Annotated in this window: 14 protein-coding genes, 2 pseudogenes and 2 riboswitches; of the genes and pseudogenes, 4 read left to right on the top strand and 12 right to left on the bottom strand. The window is 67.2% G+C overall.

The features are described 5' to 3' along the window. Window positions 1–13 precede the first annotated feature (13 nt). The 5 genes and pseudogenes from nrdH to H0B43_RS37855 form a co-directional block, all read right to left on the bottom strand. Window positions 14–230, bottom strand: a pseudogene (gene nrdH, locus H0B43_RS37875) (glutaredoxin-like protein NrdH). Between the two features lie 551 nt (window positions 231–781). Next, window positions 782–1,252 (bottom strand): transposase, encoded by a 471-nt coding sequence (locus H0B43_RS37870; protein WP_185730222.1) that lies wholly within the window; start codon window positions 1,250–1,252, stop codon window positions 782–784. Window positions 1,253–1,259: 7 nt separating this feature from the next. Next, the gene (locus tag H0B43_RS37865; RefSeq protein WP_185730223.1) at window positions 1,260–1,403 is read right to left on the bottom strand and encodes a hypothetical protein; all 144 of its coding nucleotides are present in this window, start codon (window positions 1,401–1,403) and stop codon (window positions 1,260–1,262) included. 50 nt (window positions 1,404–1,453) lie between these two features. Next, window positions 1,454–1,924, bottom strand: coding sequence for a helix-turn-helix domain-containing protein (locus H0B43_RS37860; RefSeq protein ID WP_185730224.1), 471 nt, complete (start codon window positions 1,922–1,924; stop codon window positions 1,454–1,456). A 402-nt stretch (window positions 1,925–2,326) separates the two neighbouring features. Continuing rightward, window positions 2,327–3,956 (bottom strand): annotated as a pseudogene (locus tag H0B43_RS37855) (IS1634 family transposase). A 350-nt stretch (window positions 3,957–4,306) separates the two neighbouring features. On the opposite strand from H0B43_RS37855, the gene H0B43_RS37850 reads away from it, so the two are divergent. Both H0B43_RS37850 and metE read left to right on the top strand, forming a co-directional pair. After that, window positions 4,307–5,113 carry an enoyl-CoA hydratase gene (locus tag H0B43_RS37850; RefSeq protein WP_185730225.1) on the top strand — a complete coding sequence of 269 codons (807 nt, stop codon included), beginning with the start codon at window positions 4,307–4,309 and terminating at the stop codon, window positions 5,111–5,113. A gap of 113 nt (window positions 5,114–5,226) precedes the next feature. Further along, window positions 5,227–5,424, top strand: a riboswitch (cobalamin riboswitch). A gap of 137 nt (window positions 5,425–5,561) precedes the next feature. Continuing rightward, window positions 5,562–7,823, top strand: coding sequence for a 5-methyltetrahydropteroyltriglutamate--homocysteine S-methyltransferase (gene metE / locus H0B43_RS37845; protein WP_185730226.1), 2,262 nt, complete (start codon window positions 5,562–5,564; stop codon window positions 7,821–7,823). A 135-nt stretch (window positions 7,824–7,958) separates the two neighbouring features. On the opposite strand, the gene H0B43_RS37840 is transcribed toward metE, so the two are convergent. From H0B43_RS37840 to prpD, 6 genes are all read right to left on the bottom strand, one after another. Beyond that, a complete protein-coding gene (locus H0B43_RS37840) occupies window positions 7,959–8,747 on the bottom strand; it encodes an ABC transporter ATP-binding protein (protein WP_185730227.1) in 789 nt (262 codons plus the stop codon). After that, window positions 8,744–9,748, bottom strand: coding sequence for an iron chelate uptake ABC transporter family permease subunit (locus tag H0B43_RS37835; protein WP_312034081.1), 1,005 nt, complete (start codon window positions 9,746–9,748; stop codon window positions 8,744–8,746). Before H0B43_RS37835 ends, H0B43_RS37840 begins: the two co-directional genes overlap by 4 nt. Window positions 9,749–9,801: 53 nt before the next feature. After that, window positions 9,802–10,845 carry an ABC transporter substrate-binding protein gene (locus H0B43_RS37830; RefSeq protein WP_185730229.1) on the bottom strand — a complete coding sequence of 348 codons (1,044 nt, stop codon included), beginning with the start codon at window positions 10,843–10,845 and terminating at the stop codon, window positions 9,802–9,804. Between the two features lie 42 nt (window positions 10,846–10,887). Beyond that, a riboswitch (cobalamin riboswitch) is annotated at window positions 10,888–11,020 on the bottom strand. A gap of 190 nt (window positions 11,021–11,210) precedes the next feature. After that, on the bottom strand, window positions 11,211–12,335 hold the full coding sequence (locus tag H0B43_RS37825) for a bifunctional 2-methylcitrate synthase/citrate synthase (protein WP_185730230.1): 1,125 nt from the start codon (window positions 12,333–12,335) through the stop codon (window positions 11,211–11,213). Then, window positions 12,335–13,249, bottom strand: coding sequence for a methylisocitrate lyase (gene prpB / locus H0B43_RS37820; RefSeq protein ID WP_185730231.1), 915 nt, complete (start codon window positions 13,247–13,249; stop codon window positions 12,335–12,337). Before prpB ends, H0B43_RS37825 begins: the two co-directional genes overlap by 1 nt. Then, entirely contained in the window at window positions 13,249–14,769 is a 1,521-nt protein-coding gene (gene prpD, locus H0B43_RS37815; RefSeq protein WP_185730232.1) for a 2-methylcitrate dehydratase PrpD, read from the bottom strand. The genes prpB and prpD overlap by 1 nt, the downstream gene beginning before the upstream one ends. Window positions 14,770–14,919: 150 nt before the next feature. Here prpD and H0B43_RS37810 point away from each other — a divergent pair, with 150 nt between their 5' ends. Then, window positions 14,920–16,341 carry a short-chain fatty acyl-CoA regulator family protein gene (locus tag H0B43_RS37810; protein WP_185730233.1) on the top strand — a complete coding sequence of 474 codons (1,422 nt, stop codon included), beginning with the start codon at window positions 14,920–14,922 and terminating at the stop codon, window positions 16,339–16,341. A 353-nt stretch (window positions 16,342–16,694) separates the two neighbouring features. Next, the gene (locus H0B43_RS37805) at window positions 16,695–17,498 is read left to right on the top strand and encodes a GAF and ANTAR domain-containing protein (RefSeq protein WP_185730234.1); all 804 of its coding nucleotides are present in this window, start codon (window positions 16,695–16,697) and stop codon (window positions 17,496–17,498) included. Between the two features lie 235 nt (window positions 17,499–17,733). On the opposite strand, the gene H0B43_RS37800 is transcribed toward H0B43_RS37805, so the two are convergent. Further along, a complete protein-coding gene (locus tag H0B43_RS37800) occupies window positions 17,734–17,892 on the bottom strand; it encodes a hypothetical protein (protein WP_185730235.1) in 159 nt (52 codons plus the stop codon). Between the last annotated feature and the right edge of the window lie 134 nt (window positions 17,893–18,026).

The following is an 18,026-nucleotide window of genomic DNA, read 5'->3' as shown; positions in this document are numbered from 1 at the left end:
GGTCGGTCGGGACTCAGGCAGCTACGAGAGCTTTGATGCGGTCAGGACGGAAACCGCCCCAATGCTGGTCACCGGCGATGACGACCGGGACCTGGCTGTAGCCGAGCGTTCACGGCGTGAGGGTCGCCCTCCAGATCGATCACGGAGTACTCGATCCCCTCTTTATCGAGGGCCCGATAGGTGGCATTACATTGCACACACGAGCTTTCGCTGTACACCTGAACCGACATTTTTAATCCTCCCCATTTGCGCTGAACCTGCAATTCTTATTGTAGTCGAAATTGGAGATATTTCTACATATACCGGCTCTTTTTCGAGCTATTTGGAGCCTTTCTTTCGTCCGCCTCCAGTTCGCCACCACTTCGACATTGTGGCCTTTACATGCCACTTTCATCGAATCGACTCCCGGTTGAGCGCACGGCGGGACGGCGACGTATTTCACCCCAGGAAGAAGCGGCTTCCCCCGGAATGCAATTCGCCCCAGCAGCGAGCGTATATACCTGCTCGAATTACCGAATCCCTAGAATTAGAACAGGTAATTCAAACCCTTTCATAAATGGCGCGAGAATGGGAATTCGACCGCACTCGGCGGGGGCTACACTATCCCCGATGTTCGGAAATCCTCCTAGTTCCGTTCGGTGCGGGATTCTCAGCGGCCGCACCGAACGGGCGGTCTAGCTATCCGCGGGTGCACCCTCGGCACTCCCAACGGCCACGCACCTTTGTGCAGGTCCGACGTTCCTCGCACAACCAGCTTCTCCGGACTAGTAGACCGTCGCCGCTAAGTCTTGGGATATAGGTGGCGGAGTTTGATGCGGGCGTCGTCGGTGGTGAAGTGCCACTGGACCTGACGTTGATCGGCATTGGTCTGTCGTTGCCAGGCGGCGAGTTCGGCGCCCAGTGTCTCGAGGTCCTCGATGCGCCGGTCCAGGCACTGCCGGGTCAGCACCGAGAGCTCGATCTCGGCGATGTTGAGCCACGAGCCGTGTTTGGGGGTGTGGTGGATCTCGAGCCGCTGCGCGAGCGCGAACGCCTCGGCCGGCTCGAAGGCCTCGTAGAGCGATCCGATGCCGTGAGTATTGAGGTTGTCCATCACCAGCACCACCGTCTCTGCGTCCGGGTAGTCCACGCACAGTAGCTCTTTGACCTGCCGGGCCCAGTCGACCTTGGTGCGCCGGGGCTGGGCATCGACACGCCGCCAGCCGGCCAGGGGCTCGACCCAGCAGAAGATCGAGCAGGTCCCGTGCCGCACGTACTCGTCAGTCCTCCTTCAGATCGCGTCCCGGGCCTGCTGGGATCGGGTCACGCACGTGAGCGAGGAGTTGGTAGGGCTTCTCGTCCATGCACACCACCGGGCGTGAGGGATCGTGGGGGCGGGCGTAGACCGACAGGACATCTTCCATCCGGGCTGCGAACTCCGCGTTCGCCTTTGGTGGGATGGTCCAGCACTTCTTCAGGTGAGGACGAAGTTTCGTTTTTTTAAGATCCGGCCGATGGTCGAGTGGTCCAGGTCGGGGATGTCGTCGACCAGGGCGACGTGCTTCTCCAGCAGTCGCAGCGACCACCGGGCATGCCCCGCCGGGGGCTGTGTGCACGCCAACGCAATCAATCTGGCCTCGATCTCGCCGGTGATCTGCGACGGCACCGGTGGGAGGTCACGCTGCTTGCGTCCGATCGTGGCTTCCACGTCCTGACCGGTTTCAGCGAACCGCTTGGCCACCAGTCGCACCGTCTCACCCGAGACGCCCAGCCGTGCCGCGATCACCTTCTTCTCATCGACCACCCCGGCCGAGGTGTCCAGCGCCAGCAACACCCGGGCTCGGCGGATCATCGAGGCCGGATGCACCCCGGTGGTGGTCAATCGTTCCAAGAATTCACGATCAGCCGAGCTCAACGTCACCGGACGCTTCTTCTGCGAAGGCATGACAACAGTCCTGACCGGCAGAGGGGAAGGGAAGTCTGCCGCTCCCCACCCTCTCAACGAAACAGGCCGGAACTAAGCAGCGACACGCTACTAGTGACACGTCCGCCTTGATAGCGTGCGACGGCGATGGGGTCGATGACCGTGTCGAGGACGATGGTGGTGCTCACTCAGAACCTCCGATGCTCAGCCGGGCCACCTGCGCGGCCCGATCATTTTTTGTGCCCTTCTGGCAAAGGAGAGGTCCGTCGGTATGAGGGGGCCGGAGTGCAACTGTCGAGCCGAAAAACCTTGGGGGAGCGAAGCGCAGGAAAGAATTTTCGGAGCCCTTGGGCCGCCGTAGGCGTCGGCGGTTGTGCGCAGGTCACCGCCGGCGAGACTCGGACCTGACTTAGGACATTTCGCTTAGTGCCCCGTTTCGAGGCCGAGTCGGGTAAGGATCTCCCGTTGAGCAGGCGGTACCTGCGGCGGGAAATCCTCCGTGACGCCGTTGATGTCGATGGTGGATGTCCGCAGGGGGCGCAGCTGTTTGACCAGCCTGGCGATCGCGATCCCGGTCTGGTCCTGAATGCAACGGGCGACCGCCAAGGCAGCGAACACAATGGTCAGGTGCGCTTCGATCGCGTCGCGGGTGTGGTGGAAGATCGGCCGGGCTCGTAGATCTGTCTTGGACATGCGGAATGACTGCTCGACCTGCCAGAGGTCGTGGTACTTCGCGATCACCTCACCCGGGTTCATGATCGAGGCGGGGATGATGGCGGATGTAGCCCTTCAATCCGATCAGCGACCGGGCACGGTCCAGCGCGGAGATGTCGAGGCTGCGACCGGTGGCGGTGGTCTTGACGAACCGCGTCGCCTTCGGCGCCTTCCCGCCGGCGACGACGGCACGGGCGCGTTCCTCCTGGGCATTGAGGGTCTGGTTGTCGCGGACCGCACGTCGTTTCGAATACTGCCAGACCGCGCGCCAGGAACTGGCGTGCGCGGCTGGGTCCCACGCCGGCTCGGATCGCTTCTTCACGTTGTTGACGACACTGTTCCCGTGTCGCGGGGTGACGGTGTCGACGATCTGCCCGTCGGTGAAAACGTCACCGTTCCAATGAAAGTGGTTCGCCAGATCCCCGGGCGCCTTCGTCATGCGGGAGCCGACGATGAACTTGAGCCCGGCCTCGTCGAGGGAGTTGAGGTTCGCTGCGGAGAGCATGCCGGCGTCGGCGGCGACGACCATCTCCACGCCGGCGATGTCGTGCCGGGCCTGGAACTGACGGACGATCGGCACGATGGTGTGGGTTTCGGCTTTGTTGCCCTCGAAACAGCCGATCTCGAGGGGGAACCCGGTGCGGTCGACGAGCAGTCCGACCACGATCTGGGGGTCGACGCGGCGTTCCTTCGAGTAGCCGACCTTGCGGAGGTCGTCCTCCTTCTCCGCCTCGAAGTACAGGGTGGTGACGTCGTACAACACCAGGCTCAGTCCGCCGGTTTCGGCGGCGTACTCGAAACACCGGCGGGCGATCTGGTCGCGGTAGCCTCCGGGGCCGATCTGCGCCAGGTGTCGTTGAACAGTCTTGTAGGACAGGTCGTTTGCACCGAGATCGCCGAGAACCCGCAGTGCGTCAACCTTCGAGGTCGGCTCCACGATCCGGGCGATCACCAGGTCCTTGAACACCGAGTCGTCGACGACATCGAAACCGAGCCGGTCGTAGACGGATCCGATCACGTCGTAGAGCAGCCGTGCGCTCGTGCGCACCGTCCGCCCTGATGGAGCCAACCCGCCACTCTTGCCGGTCGGAACGGGGAGTTGGCCGGACCGCCAGTCCGCCACTTCGGCGACCCGGGCGGTTGGCTCGGGCACACCCAGCTCCAACATGCCCTGGTCACCGAGGGCGAGCCGGCGGGCCTGCTCGAGCAGAACACCCAATTCGGCGTCGGTGTGGGCGGAGCCGACATGCGCCACGATTTCCCGCCGACCACGGTGTTTGCGCACGACCTGCACCGCCACCGCACCGGACGCGGTGCGTACCTTCCGCACGTACGTCACACCGGAACCCTACCCGCTTAGTGCCCCATTCCGGTCCCGACAACACGCGAATCCGCTGGTCACAGCAGCGACTGGGGATCTACCCGCCAGTAATGTCCTAAGTCAGGTCGGAAGGCCAGAAGGGAACAAACAAGAACGCTCTTCACCGGGCGGAGCGCAGCGGAGCTCGATATGGGGGACACCGAGAGTGGCCTGTCGTTGCAAGGTTCGCAAATCTTCTCATATCATGCCGCAAAATAACTCAGCTGCAACGTATTTCGCCTTTCTGCTTGCCGACGTAGCGTTGCAGGGGCCGACCACCATGGTGCGGAAAATTGGAACGCTGAGCGGTGAGGGCGAGTATGACGACGATGACAACCACCAGGGCGGCGGTGTCCCCCGAGCCCCCGACACGCGAGCTGATCGTCGACCAGGTGGACGCGGTCGTGACCGTCACCTTCAACCGGCCAGGCAAGCTCAACGCGCTGACACCGCAGATGTACGAGGAGCTCGGGCAGGTATGCGACCGGGTGAACGCGGATCCTTCGGTGAGGCTGCTGGTGTTGCGGGGATCGGGTCGGGCCTTCGCGGCGGGATCGGACATCGCGCACTTCCGGTCGTTCGCCAACGGGGAGGACGGGGTGGCGTACGAGGACCGGTTCGTGTCGATCCTCGAACTGCTGGAGGGGGTTCGGGTGCCGACGCTGGCGGTGGTCGACGGGGTGTGCGCGGGGGCAGGGTTGGTGCTGGCGGCCGCGTGCGATGTCCGGATCGCGACGACGGGCTCGATGTTCGGGCTGCCGATCGCCCGGACCCTGGGCAATGCGCTCTCGGCGTATCCCTTGGCACTGCTCGCCGATCGGATCGGGTCCGCCCGGCTGACCGCAATGGTCGCGAGAGCGAAGATGCTGCCCGCCGTCGAGGCCGCGGCGATCGGGTTCGTCGCCGAGGTCACCGGCCCCGACTGCTTCGATGCGCTCGTGGCGGAGGTGACCGGTGAGTTATTGGTGGCGGCGCCGTTGACGGTGGTCTCGACGCGGGAGGTGCTGCGCCGCATCCGTGTCGCTGGGTTGCCGGACTCCGCGGATCTGATCCGCGCGGTGTATGGCAGCACCGATTTCCAGGCCGGGGTGGCGGCGTTCCTGCGGGGCGAACGCGCGGTGTGGTCAGGGACCTGAACAGCCCCGGTGGTGGGGGAACCAGAGCCCGGGCGCGTGCTTTATGCTCACCGGTGCAGCTGGTTCGCCCGGCGCGGTCGTGAGGAGCCCCGAAGACCGCACCTGGCGTCGAAGCACGCCGAACTCTTTTCGGGATTCGGGGTGTGAGAGGGAACCCGGTGAGAATCCGGGACTGTCCCGCAGCGGTGAGTGGGAACGACCGCCGTCATCATGCACTGGGCACCTTGTCTGGGAAGCGACGGCCACTAGGTCCGGTGGATAGCACTGGGTGCCCGCGAGTCCGAAGACCTGCCGACTGTGTCGGGCACGCCGTGCCCGGCGGTCCACCGCCTCGGGGAATGGGCGTGTAGACCTTCTCGTGCGCCAGCATGTTCTTTCTCGGGCTCGAGAGGTGTACTCGTTCTGCCGGTGGTGGTCCTTCCACGCTTGTAACTGGAGATAAGACACTGTGACCACCCTCTTCACCGCGACCGTACTGGGCTCACCTCGTATCGGTCCGAACCGCGAACTCAAAAAGGCCGTCGAAGGCTACTGGGCAGGCCGAATCGACGCCGACGCCCTGGCCACCGTCGGGAACCAGCTCCGCGAGCAGACCTGGACCGCGCAGCGCGACGCCGGCCTCGACTCGATCCCCGTGGGCACCTTCTCGTACTACGACCAGGTCCTCGACACCGCCGTCCTGCTCGGCGCCCTGCCCGACCGCGTCGCCGACCTCGACAACCCACTGGACCGGTACTTCGCCGCCGCCCGCGGCACCGACACCGTCACCCCCTTGGAGATGACCAAGTGGTTCGACACCAACTACCACTACCTGGTCCCGGAGATCACCCCGAACACCACCTTCACCCTGGATGCATCGAAGGTGATCGCCGAGCTCGGCGAAGCACTGGAGCTGGGGATCGCGGCCCGCCCCGTGGTGATCGGCCCGGTGACGTTCCTGATGCTGTCGAAGGCCGTCGGCTCGGACGCACCCCTGCTCGACCGGATCGACGAGATCGTGCCGCTGTATGCGGACCTGCTCGGTCAGCTCTACGACGCCGGCGCCGAGTGGGTGCAGATCGACGAGCCCGCCCTGGTCGCCGACCGCACCCCGGAGGAGATCGCCACCGCGAAGCGGGTCTACGACCAGCTTTCCGCAGTCGAATCCCGCCCCGCGCTCCTGCTCGCGTCGTACTTCGGCAGCCTCGGCGACGCACTGCCTGCGCTCGCATCGACCGGCGTCGAAGGCCTGGCGGTCGATCTGGTCGCCGGATCCGACACCCTCGCCTCGGTTCCCGAGCTGTCCCGCAAGCACCTCGTGGCAGGCGTCGTGGACGGCCGCAACATCTGGCGCACCGACCTCGAGGACGCCCTCGGCACGCTCGGCACGTTGCTGGGCAGTACCGGGTCGATCGCGGTCTCGACGTCGTGCTCGCTGCTGCACGTCCCCTACACCCTGGGCGCCGAGAAGAACGTGGACAAGGCGCTGCGCTCGTGGCTGGCGTTCGGCACCGAAAAGGTCCGGGAAGTCGTCACCCTCGCCGCTGCCCTCACCCAGGGCCGCGAGACGGTCGAGGAGGAGTTCGCCCTCGCCCGCGCGGCCGCGTCGACCCGCGCCACCGACCCCCGGTTGCGCGACGGTGCGATCCGGGGCCGGCTCGAGTCGATCCTGAGCTCCGACGGCGGCCGTTCCCCGGCGGATCAGCGCCGGCAGGCGCAGGCCGGGCTGGAGTTGCCGCTGCTGCCGACCACCACCATCGGCTCGTACCCGCAGACGACGCAGATTCGTGTGGCCCGGGCGGCGCTGCGCAGGGGTGAGATCGACGAGGCCGAGTACCTGGCCCGGATGCGCGCCGAGATCGCCGATGTGGTGGCGCTGCAGGAAAAGTTGGGACTCGACGTGCTGGTGCACGGCGAGCCGGAACGTAACGACATGGTGCAGTACTTCGCCGAGCAGTTGGACGGGTTCTTCGCCACCGAGAACGGGTGGGTGCAGTCGTACGGGTCCCGGTGCGTGCGTCCGCCGATCCTGTACGGGGATGTGCGACGGCCGAACCCGATGACCGTCGACTGGATCACGTACGCGCAGTCGCTCACCGAGCGTCCGGTCAAGGGGATGCTGACCGGTCCGGTGACGATCCTGGCGTGGTCGTTCGTGCGCGACGATCAGCCGCTGGCGGACTCGGCGAACCAGGTGGCCCTGGCGATTCGCGACGAGACGGTGGATCTGCAGGGCGCCGGGATCCGGATCGTGCAGGTGGACGAGCCGGCGCTGCGGGAGCTGCTGCCGCTGCGGGCGGCGGAGAAGCCCGCGTACCTGGACTGGTCGGTCGGGGCGTTCCGGCTGGCGACGTCGGGGGTGGCGGACTCGACACAGATCCACACCCACCTGTGCTATTCGGAGTTCGGTGAGGTCATCGACGCCATCGCGAACCTCGACGCCGACGTGACGTCGATCGAGGCTGCCCGCTCGCACATGGAGGTCCTGGGTGACCTGAACGCGGTCGGCTTCGACCTCGGCGTCGGTCCGGGTGTCTACGACATTCACTCCCCGCGGGTGCCGAGTGTCGAGGAGATCACGGTGTCGTTGAAGGAGGCGCTCAAAGCGGTTCCGGCGCAGCGGTTGTGGGTCAACCCGGACTGCGGACTGAAGACCCGCGGCACGGTGGAGGTGAAGGCGTCGCTGCGCAACCTGGTCGACGCCGCGAAGCTGGTCCGCGCCAGCCTCTGACGACGACGGCGCCCCCGCACCGGGTGGTGCGGGGGCGCCATTGCGTCCCGGCGGCCGGAAGGAGTGAGACCCGATGTGGAACGGGGGCCGGTACCTGTACGGGACGGTCACCGTGGCGGGTGGCGGCGGATTCGATCAGCGGGGTACGGGGTCGCGGGCGGATTGCGGCCGGTAGGTGACGGTGGGATACCCGATGACCGGGTCGACGGTGACGCACGCCCGGACCTGATACACCTGGTCGACGAGGGCCTCGGTGATCACCTCGGTAGGGGTGCCGGCGGCGACGACCCGCCCGTGGTCGAGGACGATCACGCGGTCGCAGAACATCGCGGCCAGGTTGAGGTCGTGCAGGGCGACGTAGCTGGTGAGGGGGAGCTGCGCGACCAGGGACAGGATGTCGAGTTGATGGCGGATGTCGAGATGGTTGGTCGGCTCGTCGAGTAGCAGTTCGTCCGGTTCCTGCGCGAGGGCCCGGGCGATCTGGGCGCGCTGACGTTCTCCCCCGGAGAGGGTGTGCCACAGCCGATGTGCTTTCGACGTCATGCCGGTGTGCTCGAGTGCCTGCTCGACAGCAACGGCGTCGGCGGTCTCGTCGCCGCCGAACATCCCGCGGTGCGGAATGCGCCCGAACCGCACGATGTCGCCGACGGTGATGTCGACCTCGGTGTCGGAATGCTGATCGACCATCGCCACCCGGCGGGCGATCTGCCGTCGTCGGAGGGTCCGGATGTCGGTGTCGCCGAGGAGGACCCGGCCGGTGTGGGGTTCGGCGATCCCGCTGAACAGTCGCAGCAGCGAGGATTTGCCCGAGCCGTTGGGGCCGAGCAGTCCGATGGTCTCGCCCGGTGCCGGCTCGATGGACACCCCGTCGAGTACGAGTTGTCCGCCACGGCTCCAGCCGACGTTCTTCGCGCGCAGGGTCATGGCGTGCTCCGCATGCGGAAGAGGATGACGGCGAAGGCGGGGACGCCGATCAGGGCGGTGACGACACCGACCGGAACTTCCTGTGGCGCGAAGACTGTGCGGGCGATCGCGTCGATCCACACCATGAAGATCGCGCCGACCACGGCGGCGGTGGGCAGCAGCCGGCTGTGCCGGGGGCCGACGAGGAATCGGGCGGCGTGGGGCAGGACCAGGCCGACGAACCCGATCGCCCCCGCGGCACTGACCAGGGCGGCGGTGACGAGTGCGGTGATGCCGAGCAGGAGGATCCGGACCCCGCGCACCGAGACCCCGAGCGATGCGGCGGCGGTGTTGCCGAAGGTGAAGGCGTCGAGCGCCGACGACTGCGTCAGGCACACCAGGAGGCCGGCGACGGTGACGGCCCCGCACACAATCACGTCGGCCCAGTCGGCACCGGACAGGGATCCCAGCAGCCAGAACATGACCCCGCGGGTCTGTTCCGCATCGGCGGAGGAGATCACGATGAAGGAGGTCAGCGCGGAGAAGAGTTGCGTTCCCGCCACTCCGGCGAGCACCACCCTGGATGTGCCGCCGCCGGCGCCGGTCGCCAGCAGCATCACCAGGGCGAACGAGAGCACCGCCCCGGCGAAGGCGCCCGCCGACAGCGACACCGCCCCGGCGCCGAGTCCGAGGACGACGACCAGCACGGCGCCGGTGGATGCGCCCGACGAGATGCCGAGCACGAACGGATCGGCGAGCGGATTGCGCAGCAGCGACTGCATGATCGTCCCGCACAGCGCCAGTCCGGCGCCGCACACCGCCGCGAGGAGGGTCCGGGGCAGCCTCAGCTCCCACACGATGCCGTCCTTGATCCTGCTCACGCCGGAACTGCCGAGACCGACGTGTTCGAGGACCACCGCGTAGACGTCGCCGACCGAGAGACTGGCGGGGCCGATGGTGATGACGACGGCAATGGACCCGGCCAGCACCGCGAGTCCGACGAACAGGAGCACCCCGATCACCGGACGGGACTTCGTCCGAGTCGGTCGGGATTCGCGCCGCGTCGCGGTCGCGGTCAGCGGGCCGGTCCCCACTGCTTCAGCGCGGCCGCCGTCTTCTCCACGCCGTCGACGGTGCGGATCGACGGGTTCAGGTCGGCGCCGTTGACCACGATGTACCGCTGGTCGCGGACTGCGGTGAGCCGCTGCGTCACCGGGTTCGACTCGAGGAACGCGATCTTGCTGTCGAGGGCGTCGCCGTCGATGCTGCGGCGGCTGAGGTCGGCGAGGACGAGGGCGGTGGGGTCGCGGTCGAGCACGCTCTCCCAGCTCACCTGCGGCCACTCGTCGGTGGTGTCGGAGAAGATGTTCTGGGCGCCCACCGAGTTGGTGATGATCCCGGACGAGCCGCAGCAGCCCGCCATGTACGGGGTCTTGGTGTCGGCGAACCAGTACGCCAGCGACACCCCGGCGGCGTTCACCGTTCCCGAGGCCGCCTCGAACCGCTGCTGCAATTCCGCGACAAACGCCTCGCCGCGGTCACGGACGTCGAAGATGGCGGCGAGTTCGCGGATCTCCTTGTACACCGTGTCGATGCGCAGGAGTTCGGTGCGGGCACCGTCCGCGTTGACGCTCTCGTCCGTCTTGCCGTCACAGTCGGTCGGGGACAGGTAGCTGGGCACACCGAGCTGGTCGAACTGGTCGCGGTCGGCGACACCGCCCGGTCCGAGGGTGCCGCCGAACGACGCCGTCACGAAGTCGGGTTCGGTGTCGAGTACCACCTCGAAGGACGGCTTGTTGTCGGCCAACCGCGGAACGCGGGCGTTGTCGGCGGCCAGGTTCTCGCGGACCGGGTCGGTCCAGGTCGCGGTGCCGACCATCCGGTTCGCCAGGCCCAGCGAGAGCAGGATCTCGGTGGAGCCCTGGTTCAGGGAGACCGCACGTTGCGGGGGTGCGTCGAGCGTGACCGGGTGGCCGCAGTTCTCGATGGTCATCGGGTAGGCGGATGACTCCGAGGCCGTCTCCGGTGCCGATTCGTCCGCCGTGGACGAACATCCGGAAACGAGCAGGACCGAAGCGGCAGTGACAGTGGCACCGAGGTACCGCCAGGACGTGCGCATGAAGCGTTGAACTCCTTCGTCAGGGCCCAGTCGCGGAGCCGAGGATCACCGAACTCGATCGGTGAGTAGTCGGACTCCGACCATGAAGGTTCGTTACCGTTGCGCGTCAGTCCCGGATTCGCACCGGGTTCCCTCGCCGATCGTGGCCGTACGGACGGCCTCGGCCACCATATACGGCGCTCACCCGCCAGTCGCCGGCGACGACTGAGGAACCGGTCACAGACGCCGGCGACGACTGAGGAACCGGTCACAGACGCCGGCGGCCCACAGCCCGCGGGTGCGGGACCACAGGGGGTTGGGTGCGCCCCGGGGTCAGGAGACGGTGATGCCCACGCGGCTGACCCCGGGACGCAGACTTTAGGGGCTCAGGCGACGACGGAACGCTGCGGAACGCCGTCGTATTCGCTGAGCGGCCGGATCAGGGCGTTGGATTCGCCCTGCTCGATGATGTGGGCGGTCCACCCGGTGATCCGGCTCATCACGAAGATCGGGGTGAACACCTCGATGTCGAAGCCCATCAGGTAATACGCCGGCCCGGTGGGGAAGTCGAGGTTCGGTTTGATACCGGTGGCGCCGGCCATCGTCTTCTCCAGGATCTCGTACATCTGCACCCACTTCCCACCGCCGGTGTGGGCGGCAACGTCGAGCAGGGCCGCCTTCATGGTGGGGACGCGGGAATCACCGTTCTTGTAGACCCGGTGCCCGAAACCCATCACCTTGTCCTTGGCGGCGAGCTTGCCGAGCAGCCACGCCTCGGCGCGGTCCGGGTCGCCGATCTCGAGCATGTCGTGCATGACGGCCTCGTTGGCGCCGCCGTGCAGCGGACCCTTGAGCGCCCCGATCGCCGCGGTCACGGCACTGTAGATATCGGACAGGGTCGAGGTCACCACCCGGGCGGCGAAGGTGGAGGCGTTGAAACTGTGCTCCGCGTACAGGATCAGCGACACCTCGAACGCCTTGACCAGCTCCGGCGGCGGCACCTCCCCGAAGCACATGTTCAGGAAATTCTCCGCGAACCCCAAATGGCTGTGCGGAGCGATGGGATCGAGGCCGCGGCGGCGGCGGTGATCGGCGGCCACGATGGTCGGCAGCACCGCCATCATCCGCAAAGCTTTGGTGCGGTTGGCGGCCGGGGAATTGTCGTCCTCTGCCGGGTCCTCGGCGCCGAGGTAGCTGATCGCGGTGCGCACCACATCCATCGGGTGGCAGTTGTCGGGCATCTTCGTCACCAACGAGAGCAGGGAACGGTCCGCGCGGCGGGCGGCGCGCTCGCGCTGGGAGAACAGGGCGAGCTGGGTGTCGGTGGGCAGCTCCCCGTTCCACAGCAGGTAGGCGACCTGCTCGAAGCTGCAGTGCGCGGCCAGGTCCTGCACGGCGTAGCCGCGGTAGGTCAGCGAGTTGGTCTCGGGCACCACCTTGGAGATGGCGGTGGTGTCGACGACGACGCCGGCCAGGCCCTTGTAGATGGTGGGGATCGCGGTGTCGGTCATCACTGGCTCCTGGAGAGAGTGAAGTTGAAAACTCCGGAATCGAACTCGCTGTACCGCTCGTACTCGAGCAGCTCGTACAGGCGGGAGCGGGTCTGCATCTGGCCGAGCAACCCTTCCTGGGTGCCGGTGTCGTGGATCTCGCGCAGGCCGGTCTCGATCGCGCCCATCGCCAGCCGGAGTGTGGTCACCGGGTAGATGAGGGCGTTGAATCCGATCGACTCGAGGGTCTTCGCCGGAATCAGCTGCGACTTGCCGAATTCGGTCATGTTCGCCAGCAACGGGATATCCACCGCCGCCCGGAACTTTTCGAAGTCGGCCTCGGCGCGGAGGGCCTCGGTGAAGATCAGGTCGGCCCCCGCCTCGGCGTAGGCCTTGGCCCGCTCGATCGCGGCGTCGATTCCGTCGATGCCGGCGGCGTCGGTGCGGGCGCAGATCACGAAGTTCGGGTCCCGGCGCGCGGCCACGGCGGCCCGCAGCCGGCGGACCATGTCCTCGGTGGGCACGATGGCCTTGCCGTCGAGGTGCCCGCAGCGTTTCGGGTTGACCTGGTCCTCGAGGTGCAGGCCAGCGAGACCGGCGTCCTCGAACACGGTGACCGTGCGGGCCGCGGACATCGGTTCCCCGAACCCGGTGTCGGCGTCGACCAGCACCGGCAGGTCGGTGACGTGGGCGATCTGCGCGCTGTGCGCGGCGACCTCGGTCAGGGTGGTCAGGCCGATGTCGGGCAGACCCAGTGCGGCCGAGAACGCACCGCCCGAGACGTAGGCGCCTTCGAATCCGATCTCCTGGATCAGCTTCGCGGTGAGCGGGTTGATCGCGCCGGGCAGGCGTTGGATCGTGCCCGAGGACAGGCCGGCTCGGAAGGCGATGCGTTTGTCGGCGGCGGAGGTGGACGAGGCGATGAGTCCGGTCATCAGAACAGTCCCTTCGGCGACTTCGGTGCCCGGGCGAGGACGTCATCGGTGACGGTGAAGGTGAGCTGGCTGAGTTCCCCGGCCGCAAGTTCCGGGGTGCGGGCGGCGGCGGCGAGGAAGCGGTCCTGCTCGGCCGGGGCGATCACGCCGTCGGCGAGGGTGCGGAACTTCGCGATGTACTGCTCGCGGGCGAACGGGCGGGCGCCGAGGGGGTGTGCGTCGGCGATCGCGAGTTCGTCGACGATCACTTCACCGCTCTTGAGGGTGATTTCGGCGCGGGCGCCGAATGCCTTCTCGTCCGGGTCGGTGGAGTGGTAGCGACGCGTCCACTCCGGGTCCTCGGCGGTGGAGATCTTGTTCCACAACTCGATCGTGTCGGGGCGCTGGGCCCGTTCGGGGGCGTAGGAGCGTTCGTGGTGCCAGGTGCCGTCCTGCAGAGCGACCGCGAAGATGTACATCACCGAGTGATCCAGGGTTTCCCGCGACGCGGTGGGGTCGAACTTCTGCGGGTCGTTCGAGCCGGTGCCGATCACGACGTGGGTGTGGTGGCTGGTGTGCAGCACGATCGACGCGATCTGGTCCAGGTCGCCGATACGGTCGCGCATCCGGCGGGCGAGGTCGATGGGGGCCTGGCTCTGGTATTCGGCCGAGTGTTCCTTGGTGTAGCTGTCGAGGATCGCCCGCTTGGCCTCGCCGGGGCCGGGCAGCGGCACCTGGTATTCGGCGTTCGGTCCGCCGAGCAGCCAGGCGATGACACCGTCCTCGCCCTCCCAGATCGGGGACGGTGCACCCTCGCCGCGCAGTGCCCGGTCGACGGCCTCGACGGCCATCTTCCCGGCGAACGCGGGGGCGTAGGCCTTCCACGACGAGATTTCACCCTTGCGGGACTGGCGGGTGGCGGTGGTGGTGTGCAGGGCCTGCCCGATCGCCTGATAGACGGTGTCGGTGCCCAGGCCCAGGAGGGTGCCGATCCCGGCCGCGGCCGAGGGGCCGAGGTGGGCGACGTGGTCGATCTTGTGCTCGTGCAGGCAGATTGCGCGGACCAGGTCGATCTGGATCTCGTAGCCGGTGGCCAGGCCGCGGATCAGGTCGGCGCCGGACCGGCCGGTGTGCTGGGCGACGGCGAGGATCGGCGGGATGTTGTCGCCGGGATGTGAGTACTCGGCGGCGAGGAAGGTGTCGTGGAAGTCGAGTTCGCGGACCGCGACCCCGTTGGCCCAGGCCGCCCACTCGGGCGAGAAGGTGCCATCGATCCCGAACACAGTCGACCCGTCCTTGTTCGATGACGACTGGCTGTAGGGATGCGACTGCGCCTGCGCCCGGGCGTTGGACACCGGGCGGCGGGTCAGGGAGGCCGCGGCGACGGCGGCGTTGTCGATGATCCGGTTGACGATCATCTCCGCGGTCTCGGCCGGCACCTCGACCGGGTCGGTGGCGACCTCGGCGATCTTGAACGCCAGGTGCTCCTCGCGCGGGAAGTCCTCGGCGGAGCGGTGGGTGCGTACGAGATGGGTCTTCACAGTCGGTCCTCCGGCATCGTTGAGCTGTCTCGCTTTCGCACGCTACACAGCTGCCGTGATCAGCAAAATGCCTTGCAGATGCCGATTTTTGCGGACCGAAACCTGCAATATTGCGAACATTGCGTAACCCGGTGGTGCTACATTTCGGGCATGCAGAAGATGTACGCGGGCGCTCGTCTGCGCCGGCTGCGGGAGGAGCGCGGGCTGACCCAGTCCGCGCTCGCGAAGACCCTCGGGTTGTCGACGAGTTACTTCAACCAGCTCGAGAACGACCAACGCCCGCTGACGGTTCAGGTCCTGTTGAAGCTGAACTCCGAACTCGATCTCGACATGGGATTCTTCGCCGCCGACACCGACGCCCGGCTGCTCGCCGACCTGCAGGAGGTGTTCGGGGAGAACCCGGACGCCGCCGACATCTCCGCCACCGACATCGACGAACTCATCTCCCGGGTCCCGGACGCCGCCCGGGTCTTGGTGGGGTTGCACCGCCGCCTGCGCGGCGCCACCGAACAACTCGAGCAGTTCTCCTCCGGCATCGATGGCCAACTACCGGACCGGTCGACGGCGATGCCCTACGAGGACGTCCGCGACTTCTTCTACGACCAGCGCAACCACATCCCCGCCCTCGACACCGCCGCCGAAAACCTGTTCACCTCACGGGGTTTGACCCTCGGCGGGTTGGATCTGCAGCTGAGCCGGTTATTGGCCGACGAGCACGGGATCACCGTGTCCATCCGCACCGACGACCCGGCCCGGCCCGGCCCCAAACGGACCTTCGACCCGGCCGCGAGGATCCTGACCCTGGCCAGGCGCCTGTCCCCGGGCCAGCGGGCCTTCCAGCTCGCCACCCAGCTCGCCTTCCTCACCCAGGCCGAGACGATCGACACCATCGTCACCCGGGCGGAATCGTTGCCCGACCAGTCCCGGGCCCTGGCCCGGGTCGGGCTCGCCAACTATTTCGCCGGCGCCCTGATCCTGCCCTACACCCACTTCCTGACCGCCGCGGAAGCGCTGCGCTACGACATCGACCTGCTCGGCATGAAGTTCGAGGTCGGCTTCGAAACGGTGTGCCACCGCCTGTCCACCCTGCAACGCCGCGGCCGGCGTGGGGTGCCGTTCTTCTTCGTCCGCACCGACCGCGCCGGCAACATCTCCAAACGCCAGTCCGCCACCGCCTTCCACTTTTCCCGCGTCGGCGGCAGCTGCCCACTGTGGGTGGTACACGAGGCGTTCGCCACCCCGGGTCGGATCCGCACCCAGATCGCCCAGATGCCCGACGGCCGTAGCTATCTGTGGCTGGCCCGCACCACCGACGAGTCCACCCCCGGCTACCTCTCCCAGAAACGGGACTTCGCCATCGGCCTCGGCTGCGACCTCACCTACGCCAGCAAACTCGTCTACTCGCACGGCCTGCACGTCGACGACCCCACCGCGGCCGTCCCGATCGGCGCCGGCTGCAAGGTGTGCGAGCGCCCCAACTGCGCCCAGCGGGCCTTCCCGCAACTGGGCCGCACCATCAACGTCGACGAGAACAGCGCCGCCACCATCCCCTACACCCCCGGCGCACGCTGACCCCGACTCGACCACCGGCCAAACCCTGGCTCCCACCGACGCCTGCCCGCACCCCGCCGGGCAGCACGTAAACCTATCTTTACCTGCGGTTTAGGCAGTATCGGTGACTCCGAGCAACCACTACACCCGCCCGGCGACCACCCTCGCCGCACCTCCGCCGAGACCATCGCCAGTGGCTGTGTGGCGTTGAGGGGTCGATGCGTTTGGGGTAGTCGTGTGATGGGGTATGCGTGGGGAGATGCCGGTGTCGTCTCTTTCCCATAGTGCGGCACTGTTTTCCGGGGCGTGCGGGGTGGGTAATCGCCTTTCCGTTCCCGGCCGAAGGTACACGCGCGAGTGTCGGGGTGAAAGCGATGACGTCACAACGTTTCCGGACTACCGGCCCGTCCCCGACGGTGGTGCCGGCCGGTGGTGTGGTGTCCTCGGATGCGATGACCGCGGCGCTGGTCGCTCTCGCGGGGTGTGCGGTGCCGGTCCCGGACGAGGTTCTCGACCGCACCCTCGAGCGGGTGTGTGCATCGGCTTCGGTGGTCCTGCGCACTGTCGGTGGTGTCGATGCGGTGGTGTCGGTGACAGGGTTGGGAGTGGGGCGGCCGCGTTGTGTGGTCACCGATGAGACGGTGCGGGTGGTGGAGCAGGCGCAGTACGCTGCCGGTGCCGGGCCGGGGGAGCGGGCCGCTCATGAGCGGCGCCGGGTGCAGGCGCGGATCGGTGAGTATGCCCAGGCATGGCCGGCGTTCACCGCGGCCGCACGGGAGGCCGGCTTCGGCGAGGCGGTGGCAGTGCCGGTGTTCGCGGACGGCGATCCCGATCAGAAGGTGGTCGGGGTGGTCGGCGCCTACACCCGCGCCAGCGGCGGGGAAGGGATCGAGGACGCGCGGTGGTGGGCGGGGTTGGAGTTGGTGACCACCACCGTGTCGGCAACGTTGTCGGAGGCTCGGCGTCGCCGGGCCTTGGCGGGAGTGTTGGCGCAGTTGCGCCGTGGAGTGAGTTCGAAAGCAGAGGTCGACCGGGCGATCGGGGTGTTGATGGCCGCGCATGCGGTCAGCGACGAGCAGGCGGCGGTGATTCTGTCCGAGCTCGCCGAGCAGGATTCACCGCATCATTCGGTGCAGGCCGCGGCCCGCCGGGTGCTGCGACTGTGCATCGGCGAGTAACGAGCTTCCAGACGAATGCCCGTTCTAAGAGAGAGCCAGCCAGGAGAAAGATCATCCTTGCAGCCGCCGCAGGTGCCGTAGTGGTCCTGGCCGGATGCGTCCGCGCCCCTCCTCCACCTCCGCGAATACCGCCCGTAGGTCGGATGAGGCAGGTGTCCGCTACTTGCCGAGGCGTCGGTAAGCGACCCTCGAGCCTGAGGAGTGAAGTCGTCGTGCTGACGCCCGAGGGAGATGGTTACTCGATGTGCCCGGATGAGTCGATCTCGGCGGATACCTCGTCGAGGCGGCGTTTGGCCCTCTCCAGCCGGCCCTCGAGTTCGAGGATTTCCACCACTAACTCGTCCCGCTCGGCCAGCCGGTGGGCAAGCACGTCTCGAGGGGATTTGGTCTTCATCCATTCACCGTACGCCCAGTTCACCGACCGATACTGCCCCGGGATCGCCCGCGTTGCAGCCCTCCCACCGGTGTTGTTGCGCGGCGCGACGCACCCGCGTGTGTCCCGTAGGGTGAACCGGCCAATGATGCCGA

This window comes from Rhodococcus sp. 4CII (assembly GCF_014256275.1).
GTDB classification, from domain to species: Bacteria; Actinomycetota; Actinomycetes; order Mycobacteriales; family Mycobacteriaceae; genus Rhodococcus_F; species Rhodococcus_F wratislaviensis_A.
This window is presented reverse-complemented; position numbering and strand designations above follow the sequence as displayed.